20 protein-coding genes are annotated in these 24,197 nt (G+C 69.1%); 14 read left to right on the top strand and 6 right to left on the bottom strand.

Going from position 1 to position 24,197, the window contains the following annotated elements:
- Positions 1-128: 128 nt before the first annotated feature.
- Positions 129-1,757: a methyl-accepting chemotaxis protein gene (locus DIE08_RS09420; protein ID WP_124901720.1), complete on the top strand. Its 1,629-nt coding sequence runs from the start codon at positions 129-131 to the stop codon at positions 1,755-1,757.
- Here DIE08_RS09420 and DIE08_RS09415 read toward each other — a convergent pair.
- Complete coding sequence (locus DIE08_RS09415) at positions 1,730-2,839, bottom strand: AGE family epimerase/isomerase (RefSeq protein WP_124901719.1); 1,110 nt, start codon at positions 2,837-2,839, stop codon at positions 1,730-1,732. The genes DIE08_RS09420 and DIE08_RS09415 overlap by 28 nt on opposite strands.
- 105 nt (positions 2,840-2,944) lie before the next feature.
- Between DIE08_RS09415 and DIE08_RS09410 the strand changes: the two genes are divergently transcribed.
- From DIE08_RS09410 to DIE08_RS09400, 4 genes are all read left to right on the top strand, one after another.
- Positions 2,945-3,643 (top strand): MgtC/SapB family protein, encoded by a 699-nt coding sequence (locus DIE08_RS09410; RefSeq protein WP_124624448.1) that lies wholly within the window; start codon positions 2,945-2,947, stop codon positions 3,641-3,643.
- 104 nt (positions 3,644-3,747) lie between these two features.
- Positions 3,748-5,187, top strand: a complete 1,440-nt coding sequence (locus DIE08_RS09405; RefSeq protein WP_124901718.1) for a flagellar hook-length control protein FliK — start codon at positions 3,748-3,750, stop codon at positions 5,185-5,187.
- Between the two features lie 175 nt (positions 5,188-5,362).
- Positions 5,363-5,518, top strand: a complete 156-nt coding sequence (locus DIE08_RS35580; protein WP_170296432.1) for a hypothetical protein — start codon at positions 5,363-5,365, stop codon at positions 5,516-5,518.
- A 135-nt stretch (positions 5,519-5,653) separates the two neighbouring features.
- Positions 5,654-6,133 carry an N-acetyltransferase gene (locus DIE08_RS09400; RefSeq protein ID WP_059598939.1) on the top strand — a complete coding sequence of 160 codons (480 nt, stop codon included), beginning with the start codon at positions 5,654-5,656 and terminating at the stop codon, positions 6,131-6,133.
- A gap of 168 nt (positions 6,134-6,301) precedes the next feature.
- On the opposite strand, the gene DIE08_RS09395 is transcribed toward DIE08_RS09400, so the two are convergent.
- Positions 6,302-9,121 (bottom strand): heavy metal translocating P-type ATPase, encoded by a 2,820-nt coding sequence (locus tag DIE08_RS09395; RefSeq protein ID WP_124901717.1) that lies wholly within the window; start codon positions 9,119-9,121, stop codon positions 6,302-6,304.
- A gap of 379 nt (positions 9,122-9,500) precedes the next feature.
- On the opposite strand from DIE08_RS09395, the gene DIE08_RS09390 reads away from it, so the two are divergent.
- The gene (locus DIE08_RS09390; RefSeq protein ID WP_059598940.1) at positions 9,501-10,940 is read left to right on the top strand and encodes a DUF1254 domain-containing protein; all 1,440 of its coding nucleotides are present in this window, start codon (positions 9,501-9,503) and stop codon (positions 10,938-10,940) included.
- Between the two features lie 152 nt (positions 10,941-11,092).
- The gene (locus DIE08_RS09385; RefSeq protein WP_124901716.1) at positions 11,093-14,881 is read left to right on the top strand and encodes a DUF748 domain-containing protein; all 3,789 of its coding nucleotides are present in this window, start codon (positions 11,093-11,095) and stop codon (positions 14,879-14,881) included.
- A 69-nt stretch (positions 14,882-14,950) separates the two neighbouring features.
- Here the strand turns inward: DIE08_RS09385 and DIE08_RS09380 are convergent, their stop codons facing one another.
- Positions 14,951-15,172: a hypothetical protein gene (locus DIE08_RS09380; RefSeq protein WP_059448952.1), complete on the bottom strand. Its 222-nt coding sequence runs from the start codon at positions 15,170-15,172 to the stop codon at positions 14,951-14,953.
- 289 nt (positions 15,173-15,461) lie between these two features.
- Here DIE08_RS09380 and DIE08_RS09375 point away from each other — a divergent pair, with 289 nt between their 5' ends.
- Positions 15,462-17,138, top strand: a complete 1,677-nt coding sequence (locus DIE08_RS09375) for an alkaline phosphatase family protein (protein WP_124901715.1) — start codon at positions 15,462-15,464, stop codon at positions 17,136-17,138.
- Between the two features lie 79 nt (positions 17,139-17,217).
- On the opposite strand, the gene DIE08_RS09370 is transcribed toward DIE08_RS09375, so the two are convergent.
- The gene (locus DIE08_RS09370; protein WP_124901714.1) at positions 17,218-18,114 is read right to left on the bottom strand and encodes a LysR substrate-binding domain-containing protein; all 897 of its coding nucleotides are present in this window, start codon (positions 18,112-18,114) and stop codon (positions 17,218-17,220) included.
- A 162-nt stretch (positions 18,115-18,276) separates the two neighbouring features.
- Between DIE08_RS09370 and DIE08_RS09365 the strand changes: the two genes are divergently transcribed.
- The 6 genes from DIE08_RS09365 (at position 18,277) to DIE08_RS09340 (ending at position 22,931) form a co-directional block, all read left to right on the top strand.
- Complete coding sequence (locus tag DIE08_RS09365; protein WP_124901713.1) at positions 18,277-19,128, top strand: ABC transporter permease; 852 nt, start codon at positions 18,277-18,279, stop codon at positions 19,126-19,128.
- 7 nt (positions 19,129-19,135) lie between these two features.
- Positions 19,136-20,167: an ABC transporter ATP-binding protein gene (locus DIE08_RS09360; protein ID WP_124901712.1), complete on the top strand. Its 1,032-nt coding sequence runs from the start codon at positions 19,136-19,138 to the stop codon at positions 20,165-20,167.
- A gap of 35 nt (positions 20,168-20,202) precedes the next feature.
- Positions 20,203-21,291, top strand: coding sequence for an extracellular solute-binding protein (locus tag DIE08_RS09355; RefSeq protein WP_124901711.1), 1,089 nt, complete (start codon positions 20,203-20,205; stop codon positions 21,289-21,291).
- Positions 21,292-21,301: 10 nt separating this feature from the next.
- On the top strand, positions 21,302-22,132 hold the full coding sequence (locus DIE08_RS09350; protein ID WP_124901710.1) for an ABC transporter permease: 831 nt from the start codon (positions 21,302-21,304) through the stop codon (positions 22,130-22,132).
- A 70-nt stretch (positions 22,133-22,202) separates the two neighbouring features.
- A complete protein-coding gene (locus DIE08_RS09345) occupies positions 22,203-22,673 on the top strand; it encodes a TIGR00725 family protein (protein ID WP_409360394.1) in 471 nt (156 codons plus the stop codon).
- A gap of 63 nt (positions 22,674-22,736) precedes the next feature.
- Positions 22,737-22,931 (top strand): YqaE/Pmp3 family membrane protein, encoded by a 195-nt coding sequence (locus DIE08_RS09340; protein WP_044848494.1) that lies wholly within the window; start codon positions 22,737-22,739, stop codon positions 22,929-22,931.
- A gap of 103 nt (positions 22,932-23,034) precedes the next feature.
- Here DIE08_RS09340 and DIE08_RS09335 read toward each other — a convergent pair whose 3' ends face one another.
- Entirely contained in the window at positions 23,035-23,214 is a 180-nt protein-coding gene (locus DIE08_RS09335; protein WP_059598950.1) for a hypothetical protein, read from the bottom strand.
- A complete protein-coding gene (gene cydB, locus DIE08_RS09330; RefSeq protein WP_059598951.1) occupies positions 23,186-24,193 on the bottom strand; it encodes a cytochrome d ubiquinol oxidase subunit II in 1,008 nt (335 codons plus the stop codon). Before cydB ends, DIE08_RS09335 begins: the two co-directional genes overlap by 29 nt.
- Positions 24,194-24,197 lie beyond the last annotated feature (4 nt).

Genomic DNA, 24,197 nt, shown 5'->3' with positions numbered 1-24,197 from the left:
AGCTGGCGATTCGACGGGACTGGCGGGTCTCGGCCGGCCGCTTCTCACCCGCATTCCTAAAGTCCGACGAAGAAATGCCGCTAATGCCGGGGCATTGCTCCATCGTCGCCTTTCCAGGAATCTCCCCCATGTTCGGAAAAATCAAGCTCGCGTCGGGTCTGCTCGGCGTGTTGACCGTGTTTTGCCTCTTTCTGTTCGCGATCGAGGCACTCGGCTTCTGGGCGCTCGCATCGACGCGCAGCGGCGTCGACGATCTGTCGAACGTCGCGATCGGGCAGGTCGACGCGGCCAGCCAGGCGACCGAGCGCCTGCTCGACGCACGCGTGAACCTGTCGCGCGCGGGCACGCGGATGGTACGCGGCGGCCCGAAGCCCGACGAGATCATCCGCCATGCCAGCGCGTCGCTTGCCGAAGCGGACAAGGCGTTCTCCGCGCTGACGGCCGCGCAGGCCGTCGACGCGACGAACCGTGCGCGCGTAGCGGCGCTCGCCGAGCGCTATCGCGCGCTGCGCGGCGCGCTGGGCGAACTCGTGCAGTTCCTCGACGCCGACAACATCCAGGCGTTCCTCGACCAGCCGACACAGGGTTTCCAGGACGCGTACCTCGCCGAGCTGCACCGCTTCGCCGACTACGGCGCCGCGTCGAGCCGCGACGCGCTCGCCACGATCGATAGCGGGATTCAGTGGTTCAAGTGGGTCGGCATCGTGCTGCTGGCGGCGATGCTCGCGGCGAGCGCGGCGATTTACGCTGCCGCGCGGCGCGCGGTGGTCGCGCCGCTGGACGAAGCCGGCCGCCATTTCGAGCGCATCGCGCAGGGCCGGCTCGACGAAGCCGTGCGGGCAGGCGGCGTGTTCGAGATCGACCGGATGTTGCGCGGCCTTGCCGCGATGCAGGCGAGCATCGCTGACACCGTGCGCACCGTGCGTCACGCGTCCGATGCGATCCACCTCGGCGCGGGCGAGATCGCCGGCGGCAACGCGGACCTGTCCGCGCGCACGGGCACCCAGGCCGCGTCGCTCGAGGAAACCGCCGCGAGCATGGAGGAACTGACCGCGACCGTTCGCCAGAACACCGACAGCGCGCGTGCGGCCAGCGCGCTGGCCGACGCGGCGCTCGACGCGACGCGTCACGGCGGCGGCGTGGTCGACAGCGTGATCGACCGGATGCGGGCCATCGCCCAAAGCTCCGGGCGCATCGCGGAGATCATCTCGGTGATCGACGGCATCGCGTTCCAGACCAACATCCTCGCGCTGAACGCGGCGGTCGAGGCCGCGCGGGCCGGCGAGCAGGGGCGCGGCTTCGCGGTGGTCGCGGGCGAAGTGCGCTCGCTCGCGCAGCGCAGCGCGCAATCGGCGAAGGAGATCAAGGCGCTGATCGAGGAGTCGGTCACGCAGATCGACGGCGGCTCGGAACTCGTCGAACGGGCGGGCGACGCGATGCGGACGGTATCGGCGTCGATCACGCGGGTCGTGCAGACCATGTCGGAGATCACGGCCGCGTCGGTCGAGCAGAGCGTCGGCATCGAGCAGGTCAATCAGGCAGTCACGCAGATGGACCAGTTGACGCAGCAGAACGCGGCGCTGGTGGAGGAAGTCGCGGCGGCGGCCGCGTCGCTGAACGACCAGACCGCGCACCTGATGCAGGCGGTGTCGGTGTTCGAACTGGGCGACGCGCGCGCGGCTCGCGGTCTTCGCGACGAGCGCGCGTCGTCGTCGTTTGCCGACGCCGGTTACGAAACGGCGGGCAGCGCCGCGTAAGCTGTCGCAAGGTGGTAGGGCGTCGTCGACGGCATGTCGGCGCGCGACACCTGCCCGTCGGCCGTCTTGCACTCGAACCAGCCGCGCGGATGCAGGAAGCGCGCGGCGAAGCGCTCGATCTGCTGCGCGAGCGGCGCGGAGGCCGGCGTGCCGCCGTGCATGGCGAGCGCGCGCAGGTATTCGGTCTGCGCCCAGATCCGTTGCGTGCCGTCGATGCATGCGCCTTGCGCGTCGACTGCCGCACACACGGCGCCCGTGCGCGGATCGATCCCGTGCTGCTCGGCGAACGCGAACGCGCGCGCGAGTGCGTCGGGGAGCCCGGTTTGCGCGAGACGCGCGCCGGCCGCATCGACCAGATAGAACCATTCGAACTGATGGCCGGGCTCGAAGCGGTTGTCGGTTGCCCCGAGCGGCAGTTCGGCGATGCAGCCGGTCGCCGTATCGACGAACGTGCGCTCGACGGCCTGCGCGGTGCGCAGGAGCGCATCGTCGAACGCCGCATCGCCGAATGCATCGGCGGCCGCAAGCCATGCTTCGGTCAAGTGCATCAGCGGGTTCTGCAGCGCGCCGCTGCCCGATGACGAGAAATCGGCGTGACGCGCGGCGTCGAGCAGCGCGTCGCCCGACTGCGGCGCGAAGCGGTCCTGGATCAGCGCGGCAGTGTCCTCGGCGACCGTGCGCGCTGCGGTGTCGCCCGACGCGGCATGCCATGCGGCGCACGCGAACACGACGAACGCATGCGTATAAAGGTCCTTGGTCGTGTCGAGCGGCGCGCCTTGTGCATCGACGCTGTAGAACCAGCCGCCGTGGCGCGGGTCGCGGAAGCGGCTGCACAGCGAGTCGAACAGCGTGGCCGCGTGCGCGGTGTGGCCGGCCTGCGCGAACACGAACAGTTGTCGCGCGCATGCCATTGCGCGATAACGGGTGACGGGCAGCGGTGCATGGGTGGCCGGATCGACGGCCTCGAACGGAAGCCGCAGCGTCTGGTCGAACCCTGAACCCTGCCAGATCGGCAGGATGACGTGCGCAAAATGGTCGCGCAATCGGGCGGCCTGGGCGGAAGCGGAATCGGGAACGGACATGGCGGGTTGAGCGCTTGGATCGAATTGAGTCGGCGCGGAGCGGCGCGGCCGGGGCCAAGGATAAACCATTCCGCGCGGCCGTCCTCAAAACAGGAGAGAAATCGGATGCTCGGCAACCTGGAACTCGTGATGCGGCTGGTTCTCGCGGCTGCGCTCGGCAGTGTCATCGGCTTCGAGCGGGAGCGCCTTTCGTGGGCGGCCGGCCTGCGCACGCACATGCTGGTCTGTGTCGGCTCGACGCTCATCATGATCGTGTCGGCGTTCGGTTTCGCCGATGTGCTGGGCAGCAGCGACCACATCGTGCTCGATCCGTCGCGGATCGCCGCGCAGGTGGTGTCGGGCATCGGTTTCCTCGGCGCGGGCTCGATCCTGCTGCGCGGCGAGATCGTGCGCGGGCTGACGACCGCCGCGAGCCTGTGGTCGGTCGCCGCGATCGGCCTCGCGGTGGGCGGCGGACTGTACGTCGCGTCGATTTCCGCGACGATCATCATCCTGATCATCCTGGCCGGCATCAAGCCGCTCGAGCGGCGCTACTTCACGGTGCGGCAACGGCGTCAGCTCGCGCTGACGGTGGTGGGCGGCGCGCTGACGTTCGATTCGCTGCACGCGGCCCTCGGCCCCGACAGCGCGCGCGTGAAGCAATTCATCGTGCAGCGCGCCGACGACACGGGCGAGCACGACGAGGTGCGCATCGCGCTCGGGCGCGTGTCGGATCTCGAATACCGCGCGATCTGCGACAAGCTGCGCGGGCTGTCGTGCGTCACGCGATTCGAGGAAGGCAACGGGTTGTCGGGCGACGAATAGACGGCATCCGATCGGCCGGATCGGCGATCGGTCATGCGACAATGGCCGGTCACTGATTCCGTTCGACATCCGGTTCCGCGTTCGCGGGCCTGTAATCCGACTCCATGACCGAATCCGTTTCCCTGCCTCGCTCCCGTTCCCGCTCCGACCGCTCGTCGGCCCGTTCGCGTCCGCGTTCCATCGCGGCCGCGGCAGACACCGCCGCCAGGGCAACCGCGCGCTCCGGCAACGCGACGGGCGGCGATGCGCCGCGGGACGAACGCACGCTCGACCTGTTCGGCGATCCGGTGCTCGAGCCAGCCGCGCGCGGGCCGGTGGCCTCGCACGATGACGGGGCGGCGGGTGCCGACACGGTGGCCGCCGTCGCGGACGGCGATGACGCCGGCCGGCAGGCGACGCTGGATGGGTTCGGTACGTCGGGCGCCGACGGCGGGGCGGTCGAGCCGGCGCCTGACGTTGCGAAAACGACGGAGTCTGCGCCGACGCGTGCAAACGGCGATGTGGCCGATGCCGATGTCGTGCGCGCGTCCGCTGCCGCTGCCGCTGCCGATGCCGATGCCGATGCAACGAAGCTCGGCGCGGCGCGGCTGTCCGACGGTATCGCCGCGACTGCAGCCGGCGAGCCGGCAACCGACGGCAGCCAGATAAAGACGGGCAGTGTGGCGGAAGCCGGCGACACGGCCGGAACGCGCGCCGATCGTTCGACGGCGAATGCAGGGGCGGCGGAAGGTGCGGCCGATGCGGTCATCGGCGACCGACCCGTGAAAGCGGGCGGTGAGCCCGAAGGCGCCGCCGTGCCGGCCACACGCGACGAAGTAGCGCGGACGCCCGGCGAGCCCACGAAGGGGCGTCGCGCAGCTTCCGGTGGCAAGCGCCGTGTGGCCACAGGCGCACGCGAAGCGGCAGCGGCGCGCGGCGCGCCGGAAGCGGTGGCCGTCGACGCGCAGTCGGAAGTGACCTCGGCGCAGCATCCTGCGCCATCAAGCGAGCCGTCGGCGACCGCCGAACCGGCGCAGCCCACGATTACCGCAGTTGCCGCGAGTGCCCGCGACGCCGCGCGGGCAGCCGCAGCGCCGGTCTCGCCATTCGTGCAGCCCGTTGCATCCGCGGCGTCGTTCGTGACGAAGCCGTCGGCGGATCGTGCGCAACCTGCCACGTCGAGCGCGTCGGCTATCGACCCCGACACGCAACTGCGCCCGCTGTCGGATCGGCTCGCCGCGCTGCAGGTCGAGACGGCCGGCATGAAGCAGGCGGCCGATCGCGAGATGCGGCGCGTCAACCGGCTGCTGCTGGCGCTGACGGTCGTCGTGTTCGCGGGGCTCGTCGCGCTGATGCTGCAAACGCGGCAGATCGCGCACCTGAAACAGGAAGTTGACGCCCGGCAGCAGCGGATCGACCGGCTGGCTGCCGACCTGTCGACGCAGCAGGCAACGCTGATGACGCTCGCGGAACACCACGAAGCGATGCTGTCGCAGGTCGACCGGCTGCAGCGCAATGCGAACCGCGAGGCGGCGGCCGCGAAGCGTGTGCGTCGAGCGCATTAAATCGTCCGACCCTACCTGCAAACCCTGGCACGGCAAGGCGCGTCGGGGCGGACCGTCTATCGGCGGTGGCGCGGGTGCGGCAAACTGATGCGGTGAGCTGGCAGAGTTCAGGGAAAACCCTTAGAATGGCATCCATCTACGGGAAAACCCTAGAGCCATCTGTCAGGAGTCTCACATGAGCTTCATTCTTGCCCTGCTGCAAAAGATCGACGACCTGTTCGTCTCCCCGCACCTGCCGCTCGACGCGGAATATTCGTACGCTGCGCGTCACGCCGAAGCCGAGCGCGTGCGTCGTGCGAGCCTCGTGCCGATCGTCCTGTACCGTCGCTGATTCGCTGATTCGCTGATTCGCTGATTCAGCGCGGCGCTCGCCGCCACTGCCTGCCCGTTTTCCACCGCCGCATCGCGCGCCGGTGCGACCGTCCCGCTACACTGGAAGTCCGACTTCCCTCGCGACCCCCGGGCCATGCTGCAGATGCGGCCGATGACGGCCGGTGAATTCCACGCATACCGCACGCGCGCCATCGACGGCTACGCGCGCGATCTCGTGTCATCCGGGCAGAACGCGACCGACGACGCGGCGAACCGCGCCCGCGCCTGCTTCGATACGCTGCTGCCCGACGGCCTGCTCACCTCCGGCCAGACGCTCGTCCAGCTGATCGACGCCGCCAGCGGCGACACGGTCGGCGACCTCTGGTACGCGATCGTGCCCGAAGGGCCGAACCGTACGCTGTTCATCTACGATCTCGACATCGTCCCGACCCGGCGCCGCCAGGGCTGGGCCATGCGCGCGCTCGACGCACTGGAGGCCGAGGCGCGCCGTCATGGCGTCACCGAAATCGGGCTGTCGGTGTTCAATCACAACACGGCTGCCCGTGCGCTGTATCGGGCGTGCGGCTTCGTGCCGATCACGACGACGCTGATCAAGCCGGTCGTCCAGAGCTGAGGCCAGTACGCACGCGTCGGTGACGCGCGTTGCCGTTTTCCCGGCCTTCTTCGGGTGATCTGTCCCGACGCAGCGCATGCAATGTGCGCCCCGCCGGTCGGCAAGCCATTTCCAATACGACAAGCGCCGGACCTCCGTCGGATGACCCGGCGCTCGTCGTGGCCCGCATCAGCGTGCGCGGCCTTTCCATCTCCTCAGCAGTAGCGCGTTCGTCACGACGCTGACGCTGGAGAACGCCATCGCCGCACCCGCGATCACCGGATTCAGCCAGCCGAGCGCCGCGAGCGGCACGCCGATCAGGTTGTAGACGAAGGCCCAGAACAGGTTCTGCTGGATCTTCCGATACGTCCGCTTCGAGATGTCGATCGCATCGGCGACGAGCGCCGGGTCGCCGCGCATCAGCGTGACGCCGGCCGTATGCATTGCGACGTCGGCGCCGGTCGCCATCGCGATGCCGACGTCGGCCGCGGCGAGCGCGGGCGCGTCGTTGATCCCGTCGCCGACCATCGCGACGATTCCGCCGTGCGTGCGCTTCAGTTCGGCCACCACGCGCGCCTTGTCGTCGGGCAGCACCTGCGCATGCACTTCGCCGATCCCGAGTGCCGCCGCGACGGCAGCCGCGCTGCCGCGGTTGTCGCCCGTGACGAGTACGCTCGCGACGCCACGCGCCGACAGTGCCGCGACCGCCTCGCGCGCGCCCGGCTTCACGGTGTCGCCGAATGCGATCAGCGCGAGCAGCGCGCGCGGCGCGTCGGCACGCATCAGCCACGAAATCGTATTGCCCGCGCGCTCGAGTTCCGCGGCACGCGCGTCGAGTGCGGGCGGCACGACGATGCCGAGTTCGTCGCGCCAGCGGGTGCTGCCGAGTGCGAGAAGCTGACCGCCGACGCGCGCCTCGACGCCGCGTCCGGCCACCGCGCGCGCATCGGCCGCGACGACCTCGGCCGAACCCGCGCCGCCGCCGCGGGCCACGACGTCCGCATCGTGCGCGGCGACGACGGCGCGAGCGAGCGGGTGGTCGCTTTGCCGCTGGACCGCGGCCGCGAGAGCGAGCGCTTGCTCACGTGGGATGTCGACGGCCTCGAATGCCGTCACGGACGGTTTGCCTTCGGTCAGCGTGCCGGTCTTGTCGAACGCGATCACCGTGGTGCGCTGCGCGAGTTCGAGCGCCTCGGCGTCCTTGATCAGGACGCCATGGCGGGCCGCGACGCCGGTGCCCGCCATGATCGCGGCGGGCGTCGCGAGGCCGAGCGCGCACGGGCACGCGATAACGAGCACCGCGACCGCGTTGAGGATCGCTGTTTCGATGCCGGCGCCGGCGATCAGCCAGCCGACCAGCGTCAGCACGGCGATGCCGAGGATCGCCGGCACGAACACTTCGCTGACACGATCGACGAGCCGCTGGATCGGCGCCTTTTCCGCCTGCGCGGATTCGACGAGGCGGATGATGCGCGCGAGCGTCGTCTCCGCGCCGATCGCGGTGGTTTCCACGACGAGCGCGCCTTCGCCGTTGATCGAGCCGGCCGTGACCGGATCGCCGTCGTCCTTCGGCACCGGCAGGCTTTCGCCGGTGATCAGCGATTCGTCGACGTGCGAGCGGCCCGACACGATCCGGCCGTCGACGGGCACACGCTCGCCCGGACGGATGCTGACGGTCGTGCCGACGCGCACCTGCGCCAGCGGCACGTCGCGTTCGACGCCGTGCTCGACGACGCGCGCGCGGTCGGGACGCAGCGCGTTCAGCGCGCGGATCGCCTCGGTCGTCTGGCGTTTCGCGCGCGCTTCGAGCCATTTGCCGAAGCGCACCAGCGTGATGATGACGGCCGATGCCTCGAAATACAGATGGCCGGGGTGCGCGGAGTCGCGCAGCAGCATCCACAGGCTCAGGCCGAACGCGGCCGACGTGCCGAGCGCGACGAGCAGGTCCATGTTGCCGGTGCGTGCCTTCACCGCATGCCAGGCGGCGCGGTAGAAGCGTGCGCCGAAGCCGAACTGGACGATCGACGCGAGCACGAGCTGCAGCCAGCCGGGCAGCATCGCGTCGATGCCGAACGGCGCGACGAGCATCGGCACGACGAGCGGCACGCTCAGCACGGCCGAGCCGATCACGAGATTGCGTTCGCGGATCGCTTCGCGGCGCTTGCGGGCATCGGGGGCTTGTGCGGGTTCGCCGGTGCGGGCGTCGGCGTCGGCGTCGGTCGAGGCGCTCGGGTCCGGCGCAACGGCGAGCGACGCCCGATAACCGGCCGTCGTGACCGCCGCGATCAGCGTGGTGGCGTCGAGCGCACCGGTGCCATGCACCGACGCGCGTTCGGTCGCGAGATTGACCGACGCGCGCGTGACGCCAGGCACGGCGGCCAGTGCCTTTTCGACGCGGCCGGCGCAGGATGCGCACGTCATGCCGCCGATGTCGAGTTCGAGATCGCGGGAAGCGGTCGGCGGCGGCGCGGCGACCCATGTCGCGTCGTAGCCGGCTTGCCGCACGGCTTCGGCCAGTTGCGACGCGGAAACGTCCGGTGCCGCGTCGATGGTCGCGCGCTCGGTGGCGAGGTTGACGGACGCGCGCGTGACGCCGGGCACCTTCGCCAGCGCCTTTTCTACGCGCGACACGCACGACGCGCAGGTCATGCCGTCGATGTCGAGTTCGATGCTGGCGGCGGGCGCGGGCAGTGCCGTCGCCGCCGTTGCGGGCCGGGCGTTCGCGTGCGTCGCGTGCTCGACGTGCGCGGACGCAACGGCTTCGACCGCCGCTTCGCGCACGGCCGCGCGATAGCCGGCGGCATCGACCGCGGCGATGAGCTGCGCAGGCTCGACCGTGTCCTGCGCGGTCACCGTCGCCGCATGCGCGTCGAGATCGACCGCGGCATCGACGACGCCCGGCACGGTGGCCAGCGCACGCTGCACGCGGCCCGTGCAGCCGCCGCAATGCATGCCGTCGATGGTCAGTTCGATCGTTTGCATGTCGGCGGAGGCGAGTGATTCAGTCATGTTGGATTCCCCAAAAGCGCGGTTCGTGCCGCGACTGACTCCAGTATCAACATTCCCATGATGGGAAGGTCAAGGGGTGGCGATGCAATACGGGATCGTGCCGACGGCGACCCATTCTCGCCCGTCATGCTGCCGCGCGCAGGCGTCGGGCGGCTCCGGACAAGGGCCGGATCAATGGAAGTCCTGGCTGACGACAGCCCGGCTACCGCTGCACCCGATATTCGGCATATTGGGGGATGCCCTTAGGCGCTATGATACCGGCCTGACATCAGCGCCCGCCCGGCGAAGCGGCGACCGGGCACGCTGGGGTGCCTTGCTTTCGCCGATCGTGAGTCGAACAAGGCGTTGACTGACAAGAACGATATTCGGCCAGTAATCAATGATTGAAAACCTACGAGAATCAATTTCTCTGCGTCGCGCTGCAGGCGCGTCGCTGGCCCTGGCGGCGCTGCTGTCCGGATGCGCGTCGCAACCGGACGCGATCCAGCGGAAAACCGGCTGGATGCGCGCCGAAGTGGCCGACTCCTACATATACGCGTATCCGCTCGTGCTGATGGACGTCGCGAAGGAAGCCGCGACGGGCGGCGACAGCGCGCAGCCGGGCCAGGCGCCGCTCAACACGCTGCGTCACGCGCAGGCGCTGCCGCCCGTCGGCGCGCTCAACCCGCCGCTGCCGGGCGTCGACACGCTTGACTCGACCGGCTGGCTCGACGTCGGTGCCGAGCCGGTGATCGTGACGCTGCCGGATACCCGCGGCCGCTACTGGGATGCCCGCGCGCTCGACATGTGGACGAACGTGCTGTGGTCGTCGTCGAGCGTGGCGGCGCGTGGCGCTCGCGGCGCCGCGCGATCGCAAACGATTGCCTTCGCCGCGAAGGACTGGCAGGGCACCCTGCCGAAGGGCGCATTGCGTATCGACGTGCCGTCGGCCAACGCGTGGCTCGAAGTGCGGCTGCAGACGAGCGGCGGGCGCGACCTCACGAATGTGAAGAAACTGCAGCGGGCGATCCGCGTGGTGCCGCTGTCCGTCTATACGGGCAGCACGCGTGGCGCGTCGGTCGCGGTCCATGCGGGCAGCGCGCCGTTGGAAGCGGCGAGCGGCGGCACGCCGGCCGAGCAGGTGGCCGCGCTCGACCCGAAGGCGTTCTTCACGCGCTTCGCGCAGGCGCTGCAAGACAACCCGGCACCGGCCGACGACGCGCACGCGAACGAATTGCTCGGCGACATCGGCGTGACGGCCGGCTATCCGGTGCTGTGGACGGGTGATCGCCTGAGCGCCGCGACGGCCGGCGTCGCCGAGGCGCGCGCGCGGCTCGCGACGCCGCCGTCGAACCTGCTGAGCGCGAACGGCTGGAGCTGGATCGGCGACACGGCCGGCAAGTACGGCCAGGACTACGCGCTGCGCGCGTACGCGGCCTACACGCAGTTCGGCACCGCGACGCGCGACGACGAGACGCTCGCGCTCGTGCGCGTCGACAGCGACGGCCACTCGTTGAACGGCGCAAACCGCTACGTGCTGCATTTCGCGCCGGGCGCGCTGCCGCCGGTGCGCGGGTTCTGGACGCTCACGCCGTACGCGACGAATGGCGCGCTGCCCGACGTCGGCTCGGCGCGCCGCTCGCTCGGCGACCGCGACCGCTTGCGCCGCAACCACGACGGCTCGATCGACGTGGTCGTGTCGGCGTCGCCGGGCGGCACGCATGCGGCCAACTGGCTGCCGGCGCCGCGCGCCGATTTCGCGCTCGCGCTGCGACTCTACGCACCGAAGCCGCAGGCGAGCGACGGCTCGTGGATGCCGCCCGTCGTCGTCCGAAAATGAACCGATGGGCGCCGCCACTGTCCGATGCGCGGGCGCGGCGGCCTCGCCCGAACGTCGTTCCGTCACCACCTGAGCCTATACTTTCGGGATAGCGTGCGCGGCCGTGCCGGTTTTCCGGCGCGGCCCGGCATCCATTCCCGAGGCATCCAAGCATGTCAAGCGCAGACAAAGAAACCAAATCCTCGACCCTTCATGCCCTCGGCGGCGTGGCACGCTCGCGCCGGACCCGGCGCATCGGCCTCGGCGTACTGATCTTCCTCGTTTTATTCGGACTGCTCGGATTCTTCGCGGCGCCGCCGCTGATTCGTCACATTGCTGAACAGCAACTGAGCCAGCAGCTCGGCCGGCCGTCCACCATCCGGCGCATCGCGCTGAACCCTTACACGCTGAACCTCGAAGCCGACGGCGTGCACGTCGGCGAGCGCGGCGGCCAGGGCGACTTCATCGACATCGGCAAGCTCGTCGTGCGGCCGTCGTGGTCGTCGCTGTTCCGCGGCGCGCCGATCGTCAACGAAGTGCGCGTCGACTCGCCGCGCTTCCATGTCGTCCGATACGACGCGCAGCGCTTCAACTTCACCGATCTGATCGAGAAGTTCTCGACGCCGTCCAAACCCGAAAGCAAGCCGACCCATTTCTCGGTATCGAACATTCAGGTCAACGACGGGCGGATCGACTTCGACGACCGCCTGCTGAACGAAAAGCACGTGGTCGACAACTGGACGCTCGGCATTCCGTTCATCGCGACGCTGCCGTCGAAGACCGACATCTTCGTGCAGCCGAAGCTGCGCGCGCGATTCGACGGCAGCCCGATCGCGATCGACGGCAAGACGAAGCCGTTCGCGCTGTCGCGTGAGTCGGAAGTCGCGCTGAAGTTCGACCGGCTCGACGTGCCGAAGCTGATTTCGTACGCGCCGGCGAAGCTGCCGGTGATCGTCACGAGCGGCCTGCTGAGCAGCGACCTCACGCTGAATTTCGTGATGAGCGGCGACACGCCGTCGCTGCGCGTGTCGGGTACCGTGGATCTCAACGACGCGAAGGTGACCGACCGCGCGTCGGCGCCGCTGTTCGCCGCGCGCGGCGTGCACGTCGCGGCCGCCGGCCTCGAGCCGCTGCGCAACGTGCTGCATTTCGACGAGATCCGGCTCGACCAGCCGGTCGTCGACCTGGCGCGCGACAAGCAGGGCGTGCTGAACGTCGAGAAGCTGGCCGGCCCGCCGGCCGCCGCGCCGAAGGCCGACGCGGGCAAGCCGGCCGCATCGGGCGCCGCCGCATCGACTGCCGCCGTCGCTGCCGCCAACGCCGCGAGCGACGCGAAGGTCGAAGCCGCCGCCAAGGAAGCGCAGCCGCTCGACCTGACGATCCGTCATTTCGCGATCGACGGCGGCACGATCAACGTCGACGACCGCGTGCCCGCGACGCCGACCGCGATGTCGCTGACGAAGCTCGCCGCGACGCTCGACGGCTTCACGCTGCAGGGCAAGACGCCCGCGAAATACACGCTGTCGACGTCGCTGTCGCGCGGCGGCGACGTGAAGGCCGAAGGTGCGTTCAGCCTGGCGGCGAAGCAGGCCGACACGAAGCTGACGGTCGACGCGCTCGCGTTGCCGGCGCTGCAGCCGTATCTCGGCGAGGCGACCCGTGCGCGCGTGCTCGACGGCACGCTCGGCGCGAGCGTCAACGCGAAGGCCGACTGGGGCAAGACGCCGCTCGACGCGCAGGTCGCCGACAGCACGGTGAGCCTGAAGTCGCTCAAGCTCGCGACGCCGGACGCGAAGGCGCCCGCGATCGTGCTGCCCGACGCGAGCGCGAAGATCGCGAAGGTCGACGTCGCCGCGCGCACGGCGGAAATCGCGAGCGTCGATGCGACCGGGCTCGCGCTCGACGTGAAGCGCCTGAAGGACGGCAAGATCGACCTGGCTGCGCTGGCCGAACCCGCGCAGAAGGCGGTGCCCAAGCGCACGGTCGCGCGCAAGGCCGAGGCGGCCGCGCCGTCGTGGCATTACCGGATCGACGCGCTGAACGTGAAGGAGTCGTCCGCGAACTTCACGGACCTGTCGACGCCGCGCCCGGTGAAGCTCGCGATCAAGCCGCTCGACCTGTCGGTGCAGAAGATCAGCGATGACATGACGAAGCCGCTGCCGGTTCAGCTGAAGGCGACGCTGAACCGCAAGGGCTCGGTGAACGTGTCGGGCGACGTGACCGCGCAGCCGCTGAAGCTCGGCCTGAAGATCAACGGCAACCGCCTCGACGCGGCTGCGTTCGAGCCGTACTTCGGCAGCGCGCTGAACGCGACCATCGCGAGCGCGCTGCTCAACGCGCAGGGCAACCTGACGTTCGCGCAGGTGAAGGACGTGCCGCGCGCGACCTATCGCGGCGATGTCGCGCTGGTCGACGTGCGGATGCTCGACAAGGCGACGTCCGACCCGTTCGCGGGCTGGCGCTCGCTCGCGCTGTCGAACCTGAAGGTGAACTACGACGAGAAGGGCACCGACGTCGACGCCGCGCGCGTGACCTTCTCGAACTTCTACGGCCGTGTGCTGCTCGATGCGCAGGGGCGGCTGAACCTGAAGGACGTCGTCGCGAAGGAGACGGGCCCCGCGCAGTCGCTCACGCGCGACGCGAGCAAGAACGAACCTGTGCCGCTGTCGCCGGGCATGACGCCGCCGGCCGCGGCCGTGCAGCAGGCGTCCGCGCCGGCCGCCGCATCGGCGACGGTCGCCGTGAAGGCCCCGCCGCCGCCGCAGAATCCGGTGCGCATGCATTTCGGCCAGCTCGTGCTGCAGAACGGCCGCGTGACCTACACCGACAACTTCATCAAGCCGAACTACACGGCGAACCTGGTCGCGATCAAGGGGACGGTCGGCGCGTTCGGCACGGACTCGACGACGTCCGCGCCGGTCGACGTCGCCGCGAATCTCGCGGGCAACGGGCCGATCTCGATCAAGGGCTCGGTGAACCCGCTGATCGACAAGCCGGCGCTCGACCTCACCGCGACCGCGCATGACATCGAGCTGACCAACCTGACGCCGTACTCGGCGAAGTACGCCGGCTACCCGATCACGAAGGGCAAGCTCAACGTCGACCTGCATTACGAGCTCGCGAACGACCAGTTGAAGGCGAACAACCACATCTTCATCGACCAGCTCACGTTCGGCGATCACGTCGAGAACGACACGGCGACGAAGCTGCCCGTGAAGCTCGCGATCTCGCTCCTGAAGAACACGCGCGGCGAGATTGACGTGAACCTGCCGGTGTCGGGCTCGCTGTCGAATCCGGAGTTCAGCGTCGGCGGGCTGATCTGGCGCGCGGTGCTGAACCTGATCGCGAAGGCCGTGACGTCGCCGTTCACGCTGCTCGCGAACGCTTTCGGCGGCAGCGGCGGCGAGGATCTCGGGTACGTCGAGTTCGCGCCGGGCTCGTACGCGCTGACCGACGCGCAGCAGAAGAAGCTCGACACCGTCGTGAAGATGCTGACCGAGAAGCCGTCGATCCGGCTGGACCTGATCGGCCGCGTCGATCCGGCGAAGGACACGCCGGGGCTGCGCGACGCGTACGTCGAGCGGCTGGTGCGTCAGCAGAAGCTGAAGGACGTGGTCGGCCAGGGCGAGAGCATCGATCCGATGTCGGTGAAGGTCGAACCGGCCGAGTACACCAAGTACCTGACGCGTGCATACAAGGCCGCCGACTTCAAGAAGCCGCGCAACCTGATCGGCCTGCAGAAGACGCTGCCCGATGCGGACATGAAGAAGGCGCTCGCCGATCACGCGCCGGCCGATGACAACGCGCTGCGCGCGCTCGCGCAGCAGCGCGCGCAGGCCGTGCGCCAGTACCTCGACGGCAAGATCGATTCGAGCCGCATGTTCGTCGTGGCGCCGAAGCTCGATGCGAAGGGCATCGAGGACAAGGGCGCGACGACCCGCGTCGACTTCGGCCTCCAGTAAGCCGCGTCACGCCATCATCCGCCGCCGCCGCGCCCGACCGGCAATCGGGCGCGGCGGCGCGCCTTCCTTTCAGCGCTCGGCGATCGCCGGTTCGCGCTTGTCCAGTTCCTTCCTCGCGGCCAGCGGCAGGCGGGCATCGTCCCACTGCGTCAGCCACTCGACCTCCTTCGCGGTAAACACTTGTCCGTAGTTGCGCAGCGCGTATTGCAGCGCGTCGACGACGTGGTGGCGAATGATTTCGGGGGTACGTGCATCGTCCAGCACGAACCGGAGAGCTTCCAGGGTCGACATACTCGTGCTCCGGGTCAGGGAAAACCCTTTATCACACGCCAATAGTCATGCGCCAAGTGCGAAAAAAATGCCGCGGCGGGCGATGGCGCGCACGATGCACCGGCCCGGTGCGCACGTCGCGGCGCGCGCCGGGTCGCCTTGCTTTGCGACGGCGTCGTGTCATTTGCGATTGGTTACGTTTGACAGAAAACAGAAAGCCCCGCTTCATCGGACCGCCGCACGATCCGGCCATATTCTGCTCGCCTGTTGGCAGGTCACGCAGTTCAACGTCAATCGATGAGGTGGGGTGATGATGTCTTTTCTTGGTAAGCAGCGGAAGGTGGCGGCGATGCTGGCGGGCGCGCTGGCGCTCGCAAGCGCGGGTGTCTACGCGGCGCAGCAGGACGGCAACGGTCAGGGTAATGACGCCGGCCGCGGCCGGCGCGTCGTGAAGCACGTGCTGCTGATCAGCGTCGACGGCCTGCACGAACAGGACCTCGCGCGCTGCATCGGCGCGAACACGTGTCCGAACATTGCGGTGCTCGCGCAAAACGGCGTCACGTACGCGAACGCCTATACACCGGGCCTGTCGGATTCGTTCCCGGGCCTCGCGGCGCTCGTGACGGGCGGCTCGCCGAAGACGGCCGGCCTGTTCTACGACGTGTCGTATGACCGCAACCTGTATGCGCCGAGCGACACGACCTGCTCGGGCAAGCAGGGCTGGAACGTCGTGTTCGACGAGACGACCGGCATCGATGCGTTCAATGGCGGCGCGCTCGTGCACCTCGACGGCGGCGGCGCGTTCAACCCGCAGGCGATCCCGCATGCGAAGGTCAATGGCCAGTGCGTGCCGGTCTATCCGCACAACTACGTGAAGACCAACACGGTGTTCGAGGCCGTCAAGGCCGGCGTGCCGAACGCGTACACCGCGTGGGCCGACAAGCACGCGTGGGGCTACGACTGGCTGAACGGCCCGTCGGGCACGGGCGTCGACGATCTGATGCGCACCGAGATCAACTCGATCGACCCGGCGACGAACACCGCATACACCGACGTCTATTCACACACCGCGCGCTTCGACAACCTGCACGTGCAGGCGCTGGTCAACCAGATCGACGGCCGCGACTCGACCGGCACGAAGAACGCGCCGGTGCCGACGCTGTTCGGCGCCAACTTCCAGACGCTCAGCGTCGCGCAGAAGGCGCCGGTCGCGAAGGGCGGCGGCTATCTCGACGCGAACTTCACGCCGAACGGCCAGGTCGCGAACGCGATCACGTACGTCGACAACTCGATCGGCCGCATCGTCAACGAGTTGAAGCAGCGCAACCTGTACACGTCGACGGCGGTGATCGTCACGGCGAAGCACGGCCAGTCGCCGACTGATCACACCAAGCTCGTGAAGAATGGCGACACGCTGACGAAGCTGCTCGAAGCAAACAACTATCTCGACCCGAACGGCAACTTCGGCCAGAACAACACGACGACGGGCAACCTGAACGACGGCTCGGGCCTGGTCGGCACGGGCTTCGTGCAGACCGACGACGTCGGCCTGATCTGGCTGCGCGACCGCGGCCAGCGCACGGCCGTGGTGCAGACGCTGAAGGCGAACCTCGGCTGCAACGCGCCCGGGATATGCGCGGACGGCTCGCAGGCGTACATCCTGTACGGCGCGGCGCTGGCCGAACGATTCGGCGATCCGGCCAACGGCCGCACGCCGGACATCATCGTGCAGCCGAATCCGGGCGTGATCTACACGTCGAGCACGAAGAAGGACGAGGAGCACGGCGGCAATGCGCCGGACGACAGCCACCTCGGCCTGCTCGTGTCGTATCCGGGGCTTCACCGCGCGCGCATCGTGAGCGATCTCGTCGGCACGAAGCAGGTCGCGCCGACGATCCTCGGGCTGCTCGGCGCCGATCCGAAGCTGCTGCACGCGGTCGTGGCCGAGAACACGCACGTGCTGCCGGGGCTCGGCATCGACCACTGACGCAACGTGAGGGGCGGTACGGCGACGTGCTACGGGCGCCGCCGTGCCGTCCAGGCGTGCCCGGCCATGTCGGGCGCGCTCATCGGTCCGCGCATTCGTCGAGCATCCATTCCCTGAAGCGCCGCAACGCGGCGCTCGTCTCCAGGCGCTCCGGCGCGTAGCACAGGTAGTGCCCCTGCGCGTCGACGTCGACGGGCGCGTCGAACGGTTCGACGAGCGCGCCGCTCGCGAGCGTGTCGGCGATCAGGAAGCGCGGCACGAGCGCGAGCCCGAGCCCGGCCTGCGCGGCCTGGATCAGCACCGAATACTGTTCGAAGCGCGGCCCCGCGAGCGCGTTCATCCCGGCGACGCGGTGGCGCTCCGCCCAGAGGGACCACGCGATCTCCGCCTGCTCGTGCACGAGCCGCGGCGCGGCGGCCGTGTCGGCGGGCGTGCGCAGCGCATGTCGCGCCGCGAATTCGCCGGAACAGACCGGCACGAAGGTGCGGCCGTCCAGGTAATCGCATCGGACGCCTTCCCATGCGCCGTCGCCATAGCGTATTGCTGCGTCGAGTCCGAACGGAAACACGTCGCCGTGCGCGAGATGGCGGCGAAAACTCAGCGTGACCTCCGGCGCGCCGGCCAGAAAGCGCGCGAGGCGCGGCACCAGCCACTTCGTCGTGAAGGTCGGCACGCTTGCGATCGTCAGCAGGTCGCTGTCCTCGCGCGCGCTCAGCAATTCGATCGATGCGTTGCCGATCTCGCGCAGCGGGCCGATCACGCGCGCGTGATAAAGCTGCCCGGCGCGCGTGAGCGCGAGATTGCGCCCCTCGCGCACGAACAGCTTCACGCCGAACAGCGTCTCGAGATTTGCGATCTGCCGGCTGACCGCGCTCGGCGTCAGGCCGAGCTCGCGCGCCGCATACGAGAAGTTCAGGTACTTCACGGAACTCGCGAACGCGTGCAGCTCCGCGACGTTGGGAAACAGGTGCTTCACGGCGAACTATTCCTTGCGCGCACAGATCGATGCGGGCGTTGTACGTTTTTTTCATGACGATGCCATGTCGGATCCGCACACTGCGTCCGTCATGACAACGCGTTCCGGCCCGGCCCGGCGGGCGTTGCGTGACCCGTTCCGTGTCCGTCAGCGAGATTCGCCATGCATCCGCCATCCGCTCCGGCCCTTGCCGAAGCTATTCCGATTCGTCGTAACAAACGGCCGCGCGCGATGGCGGGACGCCTGCTGCTGCGGGCGTTCGTCGCGGTGTTCGGGCTGTATCTCGCGCTGCCGATCGTGCTGCTGCTGATCGGCTCGGTCGGCCAGTCGTGGACGAACACGCTGCTGCCGACCGGTATCACGTCGCACTGGTTCGTCGATCTGGCCGCGAATCGCAGCTTTACCCGCGCATTCGGCACGAGCCTCGTGGTCGCGCTCGCCTGCTGCGCGATCAATGCCGTGCTGGCGGTGCCGCTCGCCTATGCGCTGCATCACCGCGCACTGGCCGGCCGTGGCTTCGCGGCGCGCATCGTGATGCTGATGCCGATCGCGGTTCCGGCGCTGACGCTCGGGTTCGGCTACATCGCGATCTTCAGCGGCGATGCGCTGCCGTGGCTCGGCACGCTGCCGCTGATGATCGCCGCGCACGCCGTGCTGACGCTGCCGTACCTGCTGCAGACGCTGCTGAGCGACCTGCGCCACCTTGGCCTCGCGCATCTCGAGGCATGCGCGGCGACGCTCGGCGCGACGCCGCTGCGCCAGTTCTTCACGATCGTGCTGCCGAACCTGCGGCACAGCCTGTTCTCCGGCCTGGTGATGGTCGCGGCGCTGTCGATCGGCGAATTCCAGATCTCGAACCTCATCGCGGGCTTCCGTTACCGCAACTATCCGATCGTGCTGCTGCAGGCGTTCTACGGCGCGTCCGGGATGGCCTGCGCGGCGACCGTCGTGCTGCTCGTCCTCGCCGTGCTCGCGACACTCGCCTCCGTCTTCACCGTGCAACGCCTGAAGTGAAACCGTCATGAGTCTCGATTTCGAAAACGTCAGCTTCCAGTATCCGGGCGCCCGTCAAGGCGTCGACGCGGTCACGCTGTCCGCGGCCCAGGGCGAGCTGCTCGCCGTGATGGGCCGCAGCGGCTCCGGCAAATCGACGCTGCTGCGCCTCGCCGCCGGCCTGCTCGACGGCTACCGCGGCCGCATCGCGATCGGCGGCCGCGACATGGCCGGCGTGCCGGTGTGGCAGCGCGAGGTCGGGATGGTGTTTCAGCACTACGCGCTGTTTCCGAACCTGTCGGTCGTCGACAACGTCGCCTACGGCCTGAAGATGCGCGGCATCGCCGCGGCGCCGCGCCGCCGCCGCGCGCTCGAGATGCTCGAACGTGTCGGCCTCGCCGCGCAGGCCGATCGCGGCACGGCGCTGCTGTCCGGGGGGCAGCAGCAGCGCGTCGCGCTGGCCCGCGCGCTCGTGATCGAACCGAAGCTGCTGCTGCTCGACGAGCCGCTCGCGGCGCTCGACGCCGGCATTCGCCACCAGTTGCGCGACGAGATCCGCGCGCTGCAGCGCGCCTGCGGCGCGACGACGCTGCTCGTCACGCACGACCAGGACGAAGCGCTCAGCATGGCCGATCGCGTGGCGATCGTCGACGGCGGACGCATGCTGCAGGCCGGCACCCCGCGCGACCTGTACGAGCGTCCTGCGACCGCACAGGTCGCGCGTTTCGTCGGCCATTCGACGCTGCTGCGCGGCCGTGTGCTCGCACATGGCGCGGTCGACGTGCGGTTCACGACGCTGTGCGCGGAGACGGGGGCGCACCGGCCGGGCGACACGGTCGACGTGCTGATCCGACCGGAACACCTGCAACCCGATCCACCCGGGGACATCGCGAACCGCATCGATGGCCGCGTCGGCGAGGTGCGCTACTTCGGCGCGACACAGCGCTTCGACTTCGTGCCGGCCGGCGCGACCGACGCACTGCTCGGCGAAGGGCGCGAACTGCCCGCGCGCTGCGTGTCGATCGAGCCGCGCCACCTGCTCGTGCTGCCCGCCGCGTGAGCGCGGGCGACCTATTCATTCAACGGAGAATCACGATGTCTGCACGCCGCCACTTTCTTCATGCGACGCGCCGCCGCCTGCTGGCGCTCTGCGCGTTCGCGACCTTCGCGCCGGCGCTCGCCCATGCCGCGTCGCTGTATCCCGGCGAGGATGCGCTGTACGAGAAGGCCGCCGACGAAGGGCTCGTCGTGTCGTTCGACACGGGCCCGGAATGGGCGAACTGGAAGTCGCTGTTCGCCGAATTCCGCAAGCGTTACCCGAAGGTCGAGATCACGTACAACGACATCGGCTCGGCGGCCACGGTCGTCGCGCTCGACAAGTCGCGACGCCGCCCGCAGGCCGACACGGCGTACTACTTCGCGGCGTCGGCGCTCGATGCGACGGCCAAGGACGTCGTCGCGCCGTTCAAGCCGGTCAATTTCGACAAGCTGCCCACGGTGTTTCGCGCGGCCGACGGCCGCTGGTTCGCGGTGCACTCGCTGAACATCGCGTTGCTCGTCAACAAGAAGCTCGTGAAGAACGTGCCGCAGCGCTGGTCCGACCTGCTGAAGCCCGAATATCGCAATGCGGTCGTCTATCTCGACCCGCGCTCGACCGGGCAGGGGCAGGTCGCCGTGTTCGCCGCCGCCTATGCGAACGGCGGCAGCGTCGACAACCCGAAGCCTGGCGCGGAGTTCTTCGGCAAGCTGAAGCAGGCGGGCAACGTGCTGCGCGTCGAGGGGACGACGCCCTACGCGAAATTCGTCAAGGGCGAGATTCCGATCCTGATCGGCTACGAGAACGACGGGCTCAAGGCCAAGTACACGGACGGCATGGGCGATGCGGCCGAAGTCGTGATCCCGCAGGACGGCAGTGTATCGGCGCCGTATGCCATGAGTCTCGTGAAGAACGGACCGAATCCGGCCGCCGCGCAATTGTGGCTCAACCTCGTGATGAGCGACGTCGGCCAGGCGCTGTTCGCGCAGGGCTACGTGCGCCCGGCCGTGCCCGGCACGCCGGTCGTGCAGGAGGTTGCCGCGAAGCTGCCGAACGCGCCGCAGGTGCGTCCGCTCGACGTCGCGAAGGCCGCGACGCACAAGGCCGAAGTCGACCAGCTCTGGTCGCAGGCCACGCTCGGCAAGTAAGGGGCGCGCGATGCGGGTTTCGTCCATGCGGCATGGCGTCCTGCGCCGCTACGGCGCGGCGCCGGCGGCCGCGCTGTTCGCGGTGTGCTTCGCGCTGCCGCTCGCCGCGCTCGTCGGCGCCGCATTCGAAGGCGGCGGTCGCGCCTTCGCCGCGGTGTTCGGCGATCCGCTCGTCGCCGACGCGATCGTGCGTTCGCTGGCGCTCGCGATCGGCGCCGGCACGCTGTCCGTCGCCGTTGGCGTGCCGGTCGCGTTCGTGCTGGCCGGGCAGTCGCCGGCGCGCCGCCGCTGGTCGCTCGCGCTGCTCGGCGTGCCGCTCGCCTTCTCCGGCCTCGTGATTGCGTACGGCTTCATCCTCGTGTTCGGCCGCGCCGGTTTCGTGACGATGCTGCTGGCGTCGCTCGGCGCGGACCCGACCGTGGTCGGCGGCGCGATCTACTCGATGCCGGGGCTCGCGTTCGCCTATGCGTATTACCTGATCCCGCGCGTCGCGCTGATGCTCTACCCGGCGCTCGCGAATCTCGACCGGCGGCCGCTCGAGGCGGCGCTCACGCTCGGCGCACGGCCGTGGCGCGCGTGGTTCGACGTCGCGTGGCGGGAGCTGTGGCCGTCGATCGCGTCCGCGTGGTGCCTCGTGGGTGCGATCGCGCTCGGCACGTACGGCACGGCGCTCGCGCTGGCCGGCACGCAGGTCAACATCCTGCCGCTGCTGATGTATCTGAAGCTGTCCGACGGACAGACCGATTTCTCGCAGGCCGCCGTGCTGTCGATCGTGCTGACGGCGCTTTGCACCTGCGTTCTTGCACTGGGGGAAGGACTTGCACGGCAACGACGTCATTGAATGGTCGAACGACACGCGCGCCGCGCTGGCGCAACTCGCGCAGCGACAGCGCGGCGCGCAACCGCACCGGATGCCGGTCGGCGTGATCGGGCCGCGCGACGCGACGGACACGCAGCTCGCCGTCGCCGAGCGGATCGCGCACGGGATCGCGGCGACGGGCATCGCGATCGTCGGCGGCGGCAAGCAGGGCGTGATGGAGGCCGCCGCGCGCGGCGCGCGGGCCGCGGGTGGATGCGCGATCGGGCTGCTGCCCGAGGATGATGCGCGGGACGCGAATCCGTATCTGACCGTTGCGCTGCCGACCGGGCTCGGCATTACGCGCAACGCGCTGATCGCGCGCGCGTCAGTGTGCCTGATCGCGGTCGGCGGCGGTCTCGGCACGTTGTCGGAAATCGCGCTGGGGCTGCAATGGGGCAAGCCGGTGTTCGGCATCTGCGACGCGCCGCAGGTGGCGGGCGTCGAGCGTTTCGACGAAGCGGGCCTGCTCGTCGCGCGCGTTGCGCGATGGCTGTCCGGTTCGGAGCAGGTCGGCTTGAAATGAGGGGCATGACGCGCCATATTGGCCGCGCACGTTGTTCCTCATTGATGAGAAAAAGGAAATCCGATGCGTCTGCTGCTTGCCCTCTTGCTGCCGTGGTTCCAGTTCTTCACGATCGGCCGCCCGATCGCCGGTGTGATCTGCCTGATCCTGCAGCTCACGATCATCGGCTGGCTGCCGGCCGCGATCTGGTCGGTGTATGCGCTGAGCCAGTACAAGACCGATCGCAAGATCGAGGCGGCGCTGCGCGAGCGGCGGTAGGGGAGAGGCGCGCGGCGCCGGCGAGGCCGGCGAATCGGAAACATCGGCCGGCGATATGAAAACGGCCGCTCCGATCGTCGTTCGATCGACGCGGCCGCGCAGCTTACTTCACCGCGAACAGCGTCAGGTTCATGAAGATCTTGAACGCATAGCCGAGCGTGACGGCGCCGAGCACGCCGCCCGCCCACAGCACGACGAACCACATCCAGCCGCGCATCCGTGGCCGCGGCGCGTCGGGCTGGCGAGCGGCGGAATCAGTGGTGGTAGTAATGCTGGTCTTCATGGCGCACCTTGCCTCGGAATACCCAGTAACCCATCGTCGTGTAGGCGATGATGATCGGGAGGATAACCGCTGCGCCGACCAGCGTGAAGGTCTGGCTCGAACGCGGTGCCGCCGCTTCCCAGATCGTCATCGTCTGGGGAATCGCATACGGGAACAGCGTGACGAGCAGGCCGACGTAGCCGAGCAGCACGAGCGCCAGCGCGAGCACGAACGGCGTCATGTCGTGCCGGTCGCGCACCGCGCGACGCATCCACACCGCGCACCCGGCGACCAGGAACGGCACCGGCAGCAGGCGCCAGAACAGCCCCGAATCGAACCAGCGCTGCGCGATGGCCGGATCCTGTAGCGGTGTCCACAGGCTGACGACCGCGATGAAGCCGAGCAGCACGACGGTCAGCGGCCACACGACGCGATGCAGGCGCCGCTGCAGGTCGCCTTCCGTCTTCGCGACGAGCCAGCAGCAGCCCAGCAGCGCATACGTGACGATCAGGCCGAGGCCCGTCAGCAGGCTGAACGGCGTGAGCCAGTCGAACGCCCCGCCGGCGTACACGCCATCCTTCACGTCGATGCCCTGCAGGAACGCGCCGAGCGCGATCCCCTGGAACAGCGTCGCGCCGGCCGAGCCGCCGATGAACGCGAGATCCCACAGCTGCTTCGTGCGCCGCGCCTTCGCGCGGATCTCGAACGACACGCCGCGGAAGATGAGGCACACCAGCATGAAGATCAGCGGCAGGTACAGCGCCGACAGCACCGTCGAATAGACGACCGGGAACACCGCGAACAGCCCGGCGCCGCCGAGCACGAGCCACGTCTCGTTGCCGTCCCACACGGGCGCGACGGTGTTCATCATCAGGTCGCGTTCCTTCTCGTCCGGGAAGAACGGGAAGACGATGCCGATGCCGAGGTCGAAGCCGTCGAGCACGACGTACATGAAGAGCCCCAATGCGATGATCGCGGCCCAGATTACGGTGACGTCCATAGGT

Origin of the sequence: Burkholderia sp. Bp9004, assembly GCF_003858025.1 — a bacterium.
Taxonomy (GTDB): Bacteria; Pseudomonadota; Gammaproteobacteria; order Burkholderiales; family Burkholderiaceae; genus Burkholderia; species Burkholderia diffusa.
The sequence above is the reverse complement of the archived record's forward strand: the minus strand, read 5'-3'. Positions and strand labels throughout refer to the sequence as shown.

Coding starts and splice junctions, on each gene's coding strand:
- DIE08_RS09395 (WP_124901717.1), bottom strand. CDS start 9,121: ATGACTGAATCACTCGCCTCCGCCGACATGCAAACGATCGAACTGACC.
- DIE08_RS09335 (WP_059598950.1), bottom strand. CDS start 23,214: ATGAAGACCAGCATTACTACCACCACTGATTCCGCCGCTCGCCAGCCC.
- DIE08_RS09365 (WP_124901713.1), top strand. CDS start 18,277: ATGCATCCGCCATCCGCTCCGGCCCTTGCCGAAGCTATTCCGATTCGT.
- DIE08_RS09400 (WP_059598939.1), top strand. CDS start 5,654: ATGCTGCAGATGCGGCCGATGACGGCCGGTGAATTCCACGCATACCGC.
- DIE08_RS35580 (WP_170296432.1), top strand. CDS start 5,363: ATGAGCTTCATTCTTGCCCTGCTGCAAAAGATCGACGACCTGTTCGTC.
- cydB (WP_059598951.1), bottom strand. CDS start 24,193: ATGGACGTCACCGTAATCTGGGCCGCGATCATCGCATTGGGGCTCTTC.
- DIE08_RS09420 (WP_124901720.1), top strand. CDS start 129: ATGTTCGGAAAAATCAAGCTCGCGTCGGGTCTGCTCGGCGTGTTGACC.
- DIE08_RS09340 (WP_044848494.1), top strand. CDS start 22,737: ATGCGTCTGCTGCTTGCCCTCTTGCTGCCGTGGTTCCAGTTCTTCACG.
- DIE08_RS09360 (WP_124901712.1), top strand. CDS start 19,136: ATGAGTCTCGATTTCGAAAACGTCAGCTTCCAGTATCCGGGCGCCCGT.
- DIE08_RS09415 (WP_124901719.1), bottom strand. CDS start 2,839: ATGTCCGTTCCCGATTCCGCTTCCGCCCAGGCCGCCCGATTGCGCGAC.
- DIE08_RS09375 (WP_124901715.1), top strand. CDS start 15,462: ATGATGTCTTTTCTTGGTAAGCAGCGGAAGGTGGCGGCGATGCTGGCG.
- DIE08_RS09350 (WP_124901710.1), top strand. CDS start 21,302: ATGCGGGTTTCGTCCATGCGGCATGGCGTCCTGCGCCGCTACGGCGCG.
- DIE08_RS09390 (WP_059598940.1), top strand. CDS start 9,501: ATGATTGAAAACCTACGAGAATCAATTTCTCTGCGTCGCGCTGCAGGC.
- DIE08_RS09355 (WP_124901711.1), top strand. CDS start 20,203: ATGTCTGCACGCCGCCACTTTCTTCATGCGACGCGCCGCCGCCTGCTG.
- DIE08_RS09385 (WP_124901716.1), top strand. CDS start 11,093: ATGTCAAGCGCAGACAAAGAAACCAAATCCTCGACCCTTCATGCCCTC.
- DIE08_RS09345 (WP_409360394.1), top strand. CDS start 22,203: ATGCCGGTCGGCGTGATCGGGCCGCGCGACGCGACGGACACGCAGCTC.
- DIE08_RS09410 (WP_124624448.1), top strand. CDS start 2,945: ATGCTCGGCAACCTGGAACTCGTGATGCGGCTGGTTCTCGCGGCTGCG.
- DIE08_RS09405 (WP_124901718.1), top strand. CDS start 3,748: ATGACCGAATCCGTTTCCCTGCCTCGCTCCCGTTCCCGCTCCGACCGC.
- DIE08_RS09380 (WP_059448952.1), bottom strand. CDS start 15,172: ATGTCGACCCTGGAAGCTCTCCGGTTCGTGCTGGACGATGCACGTACC.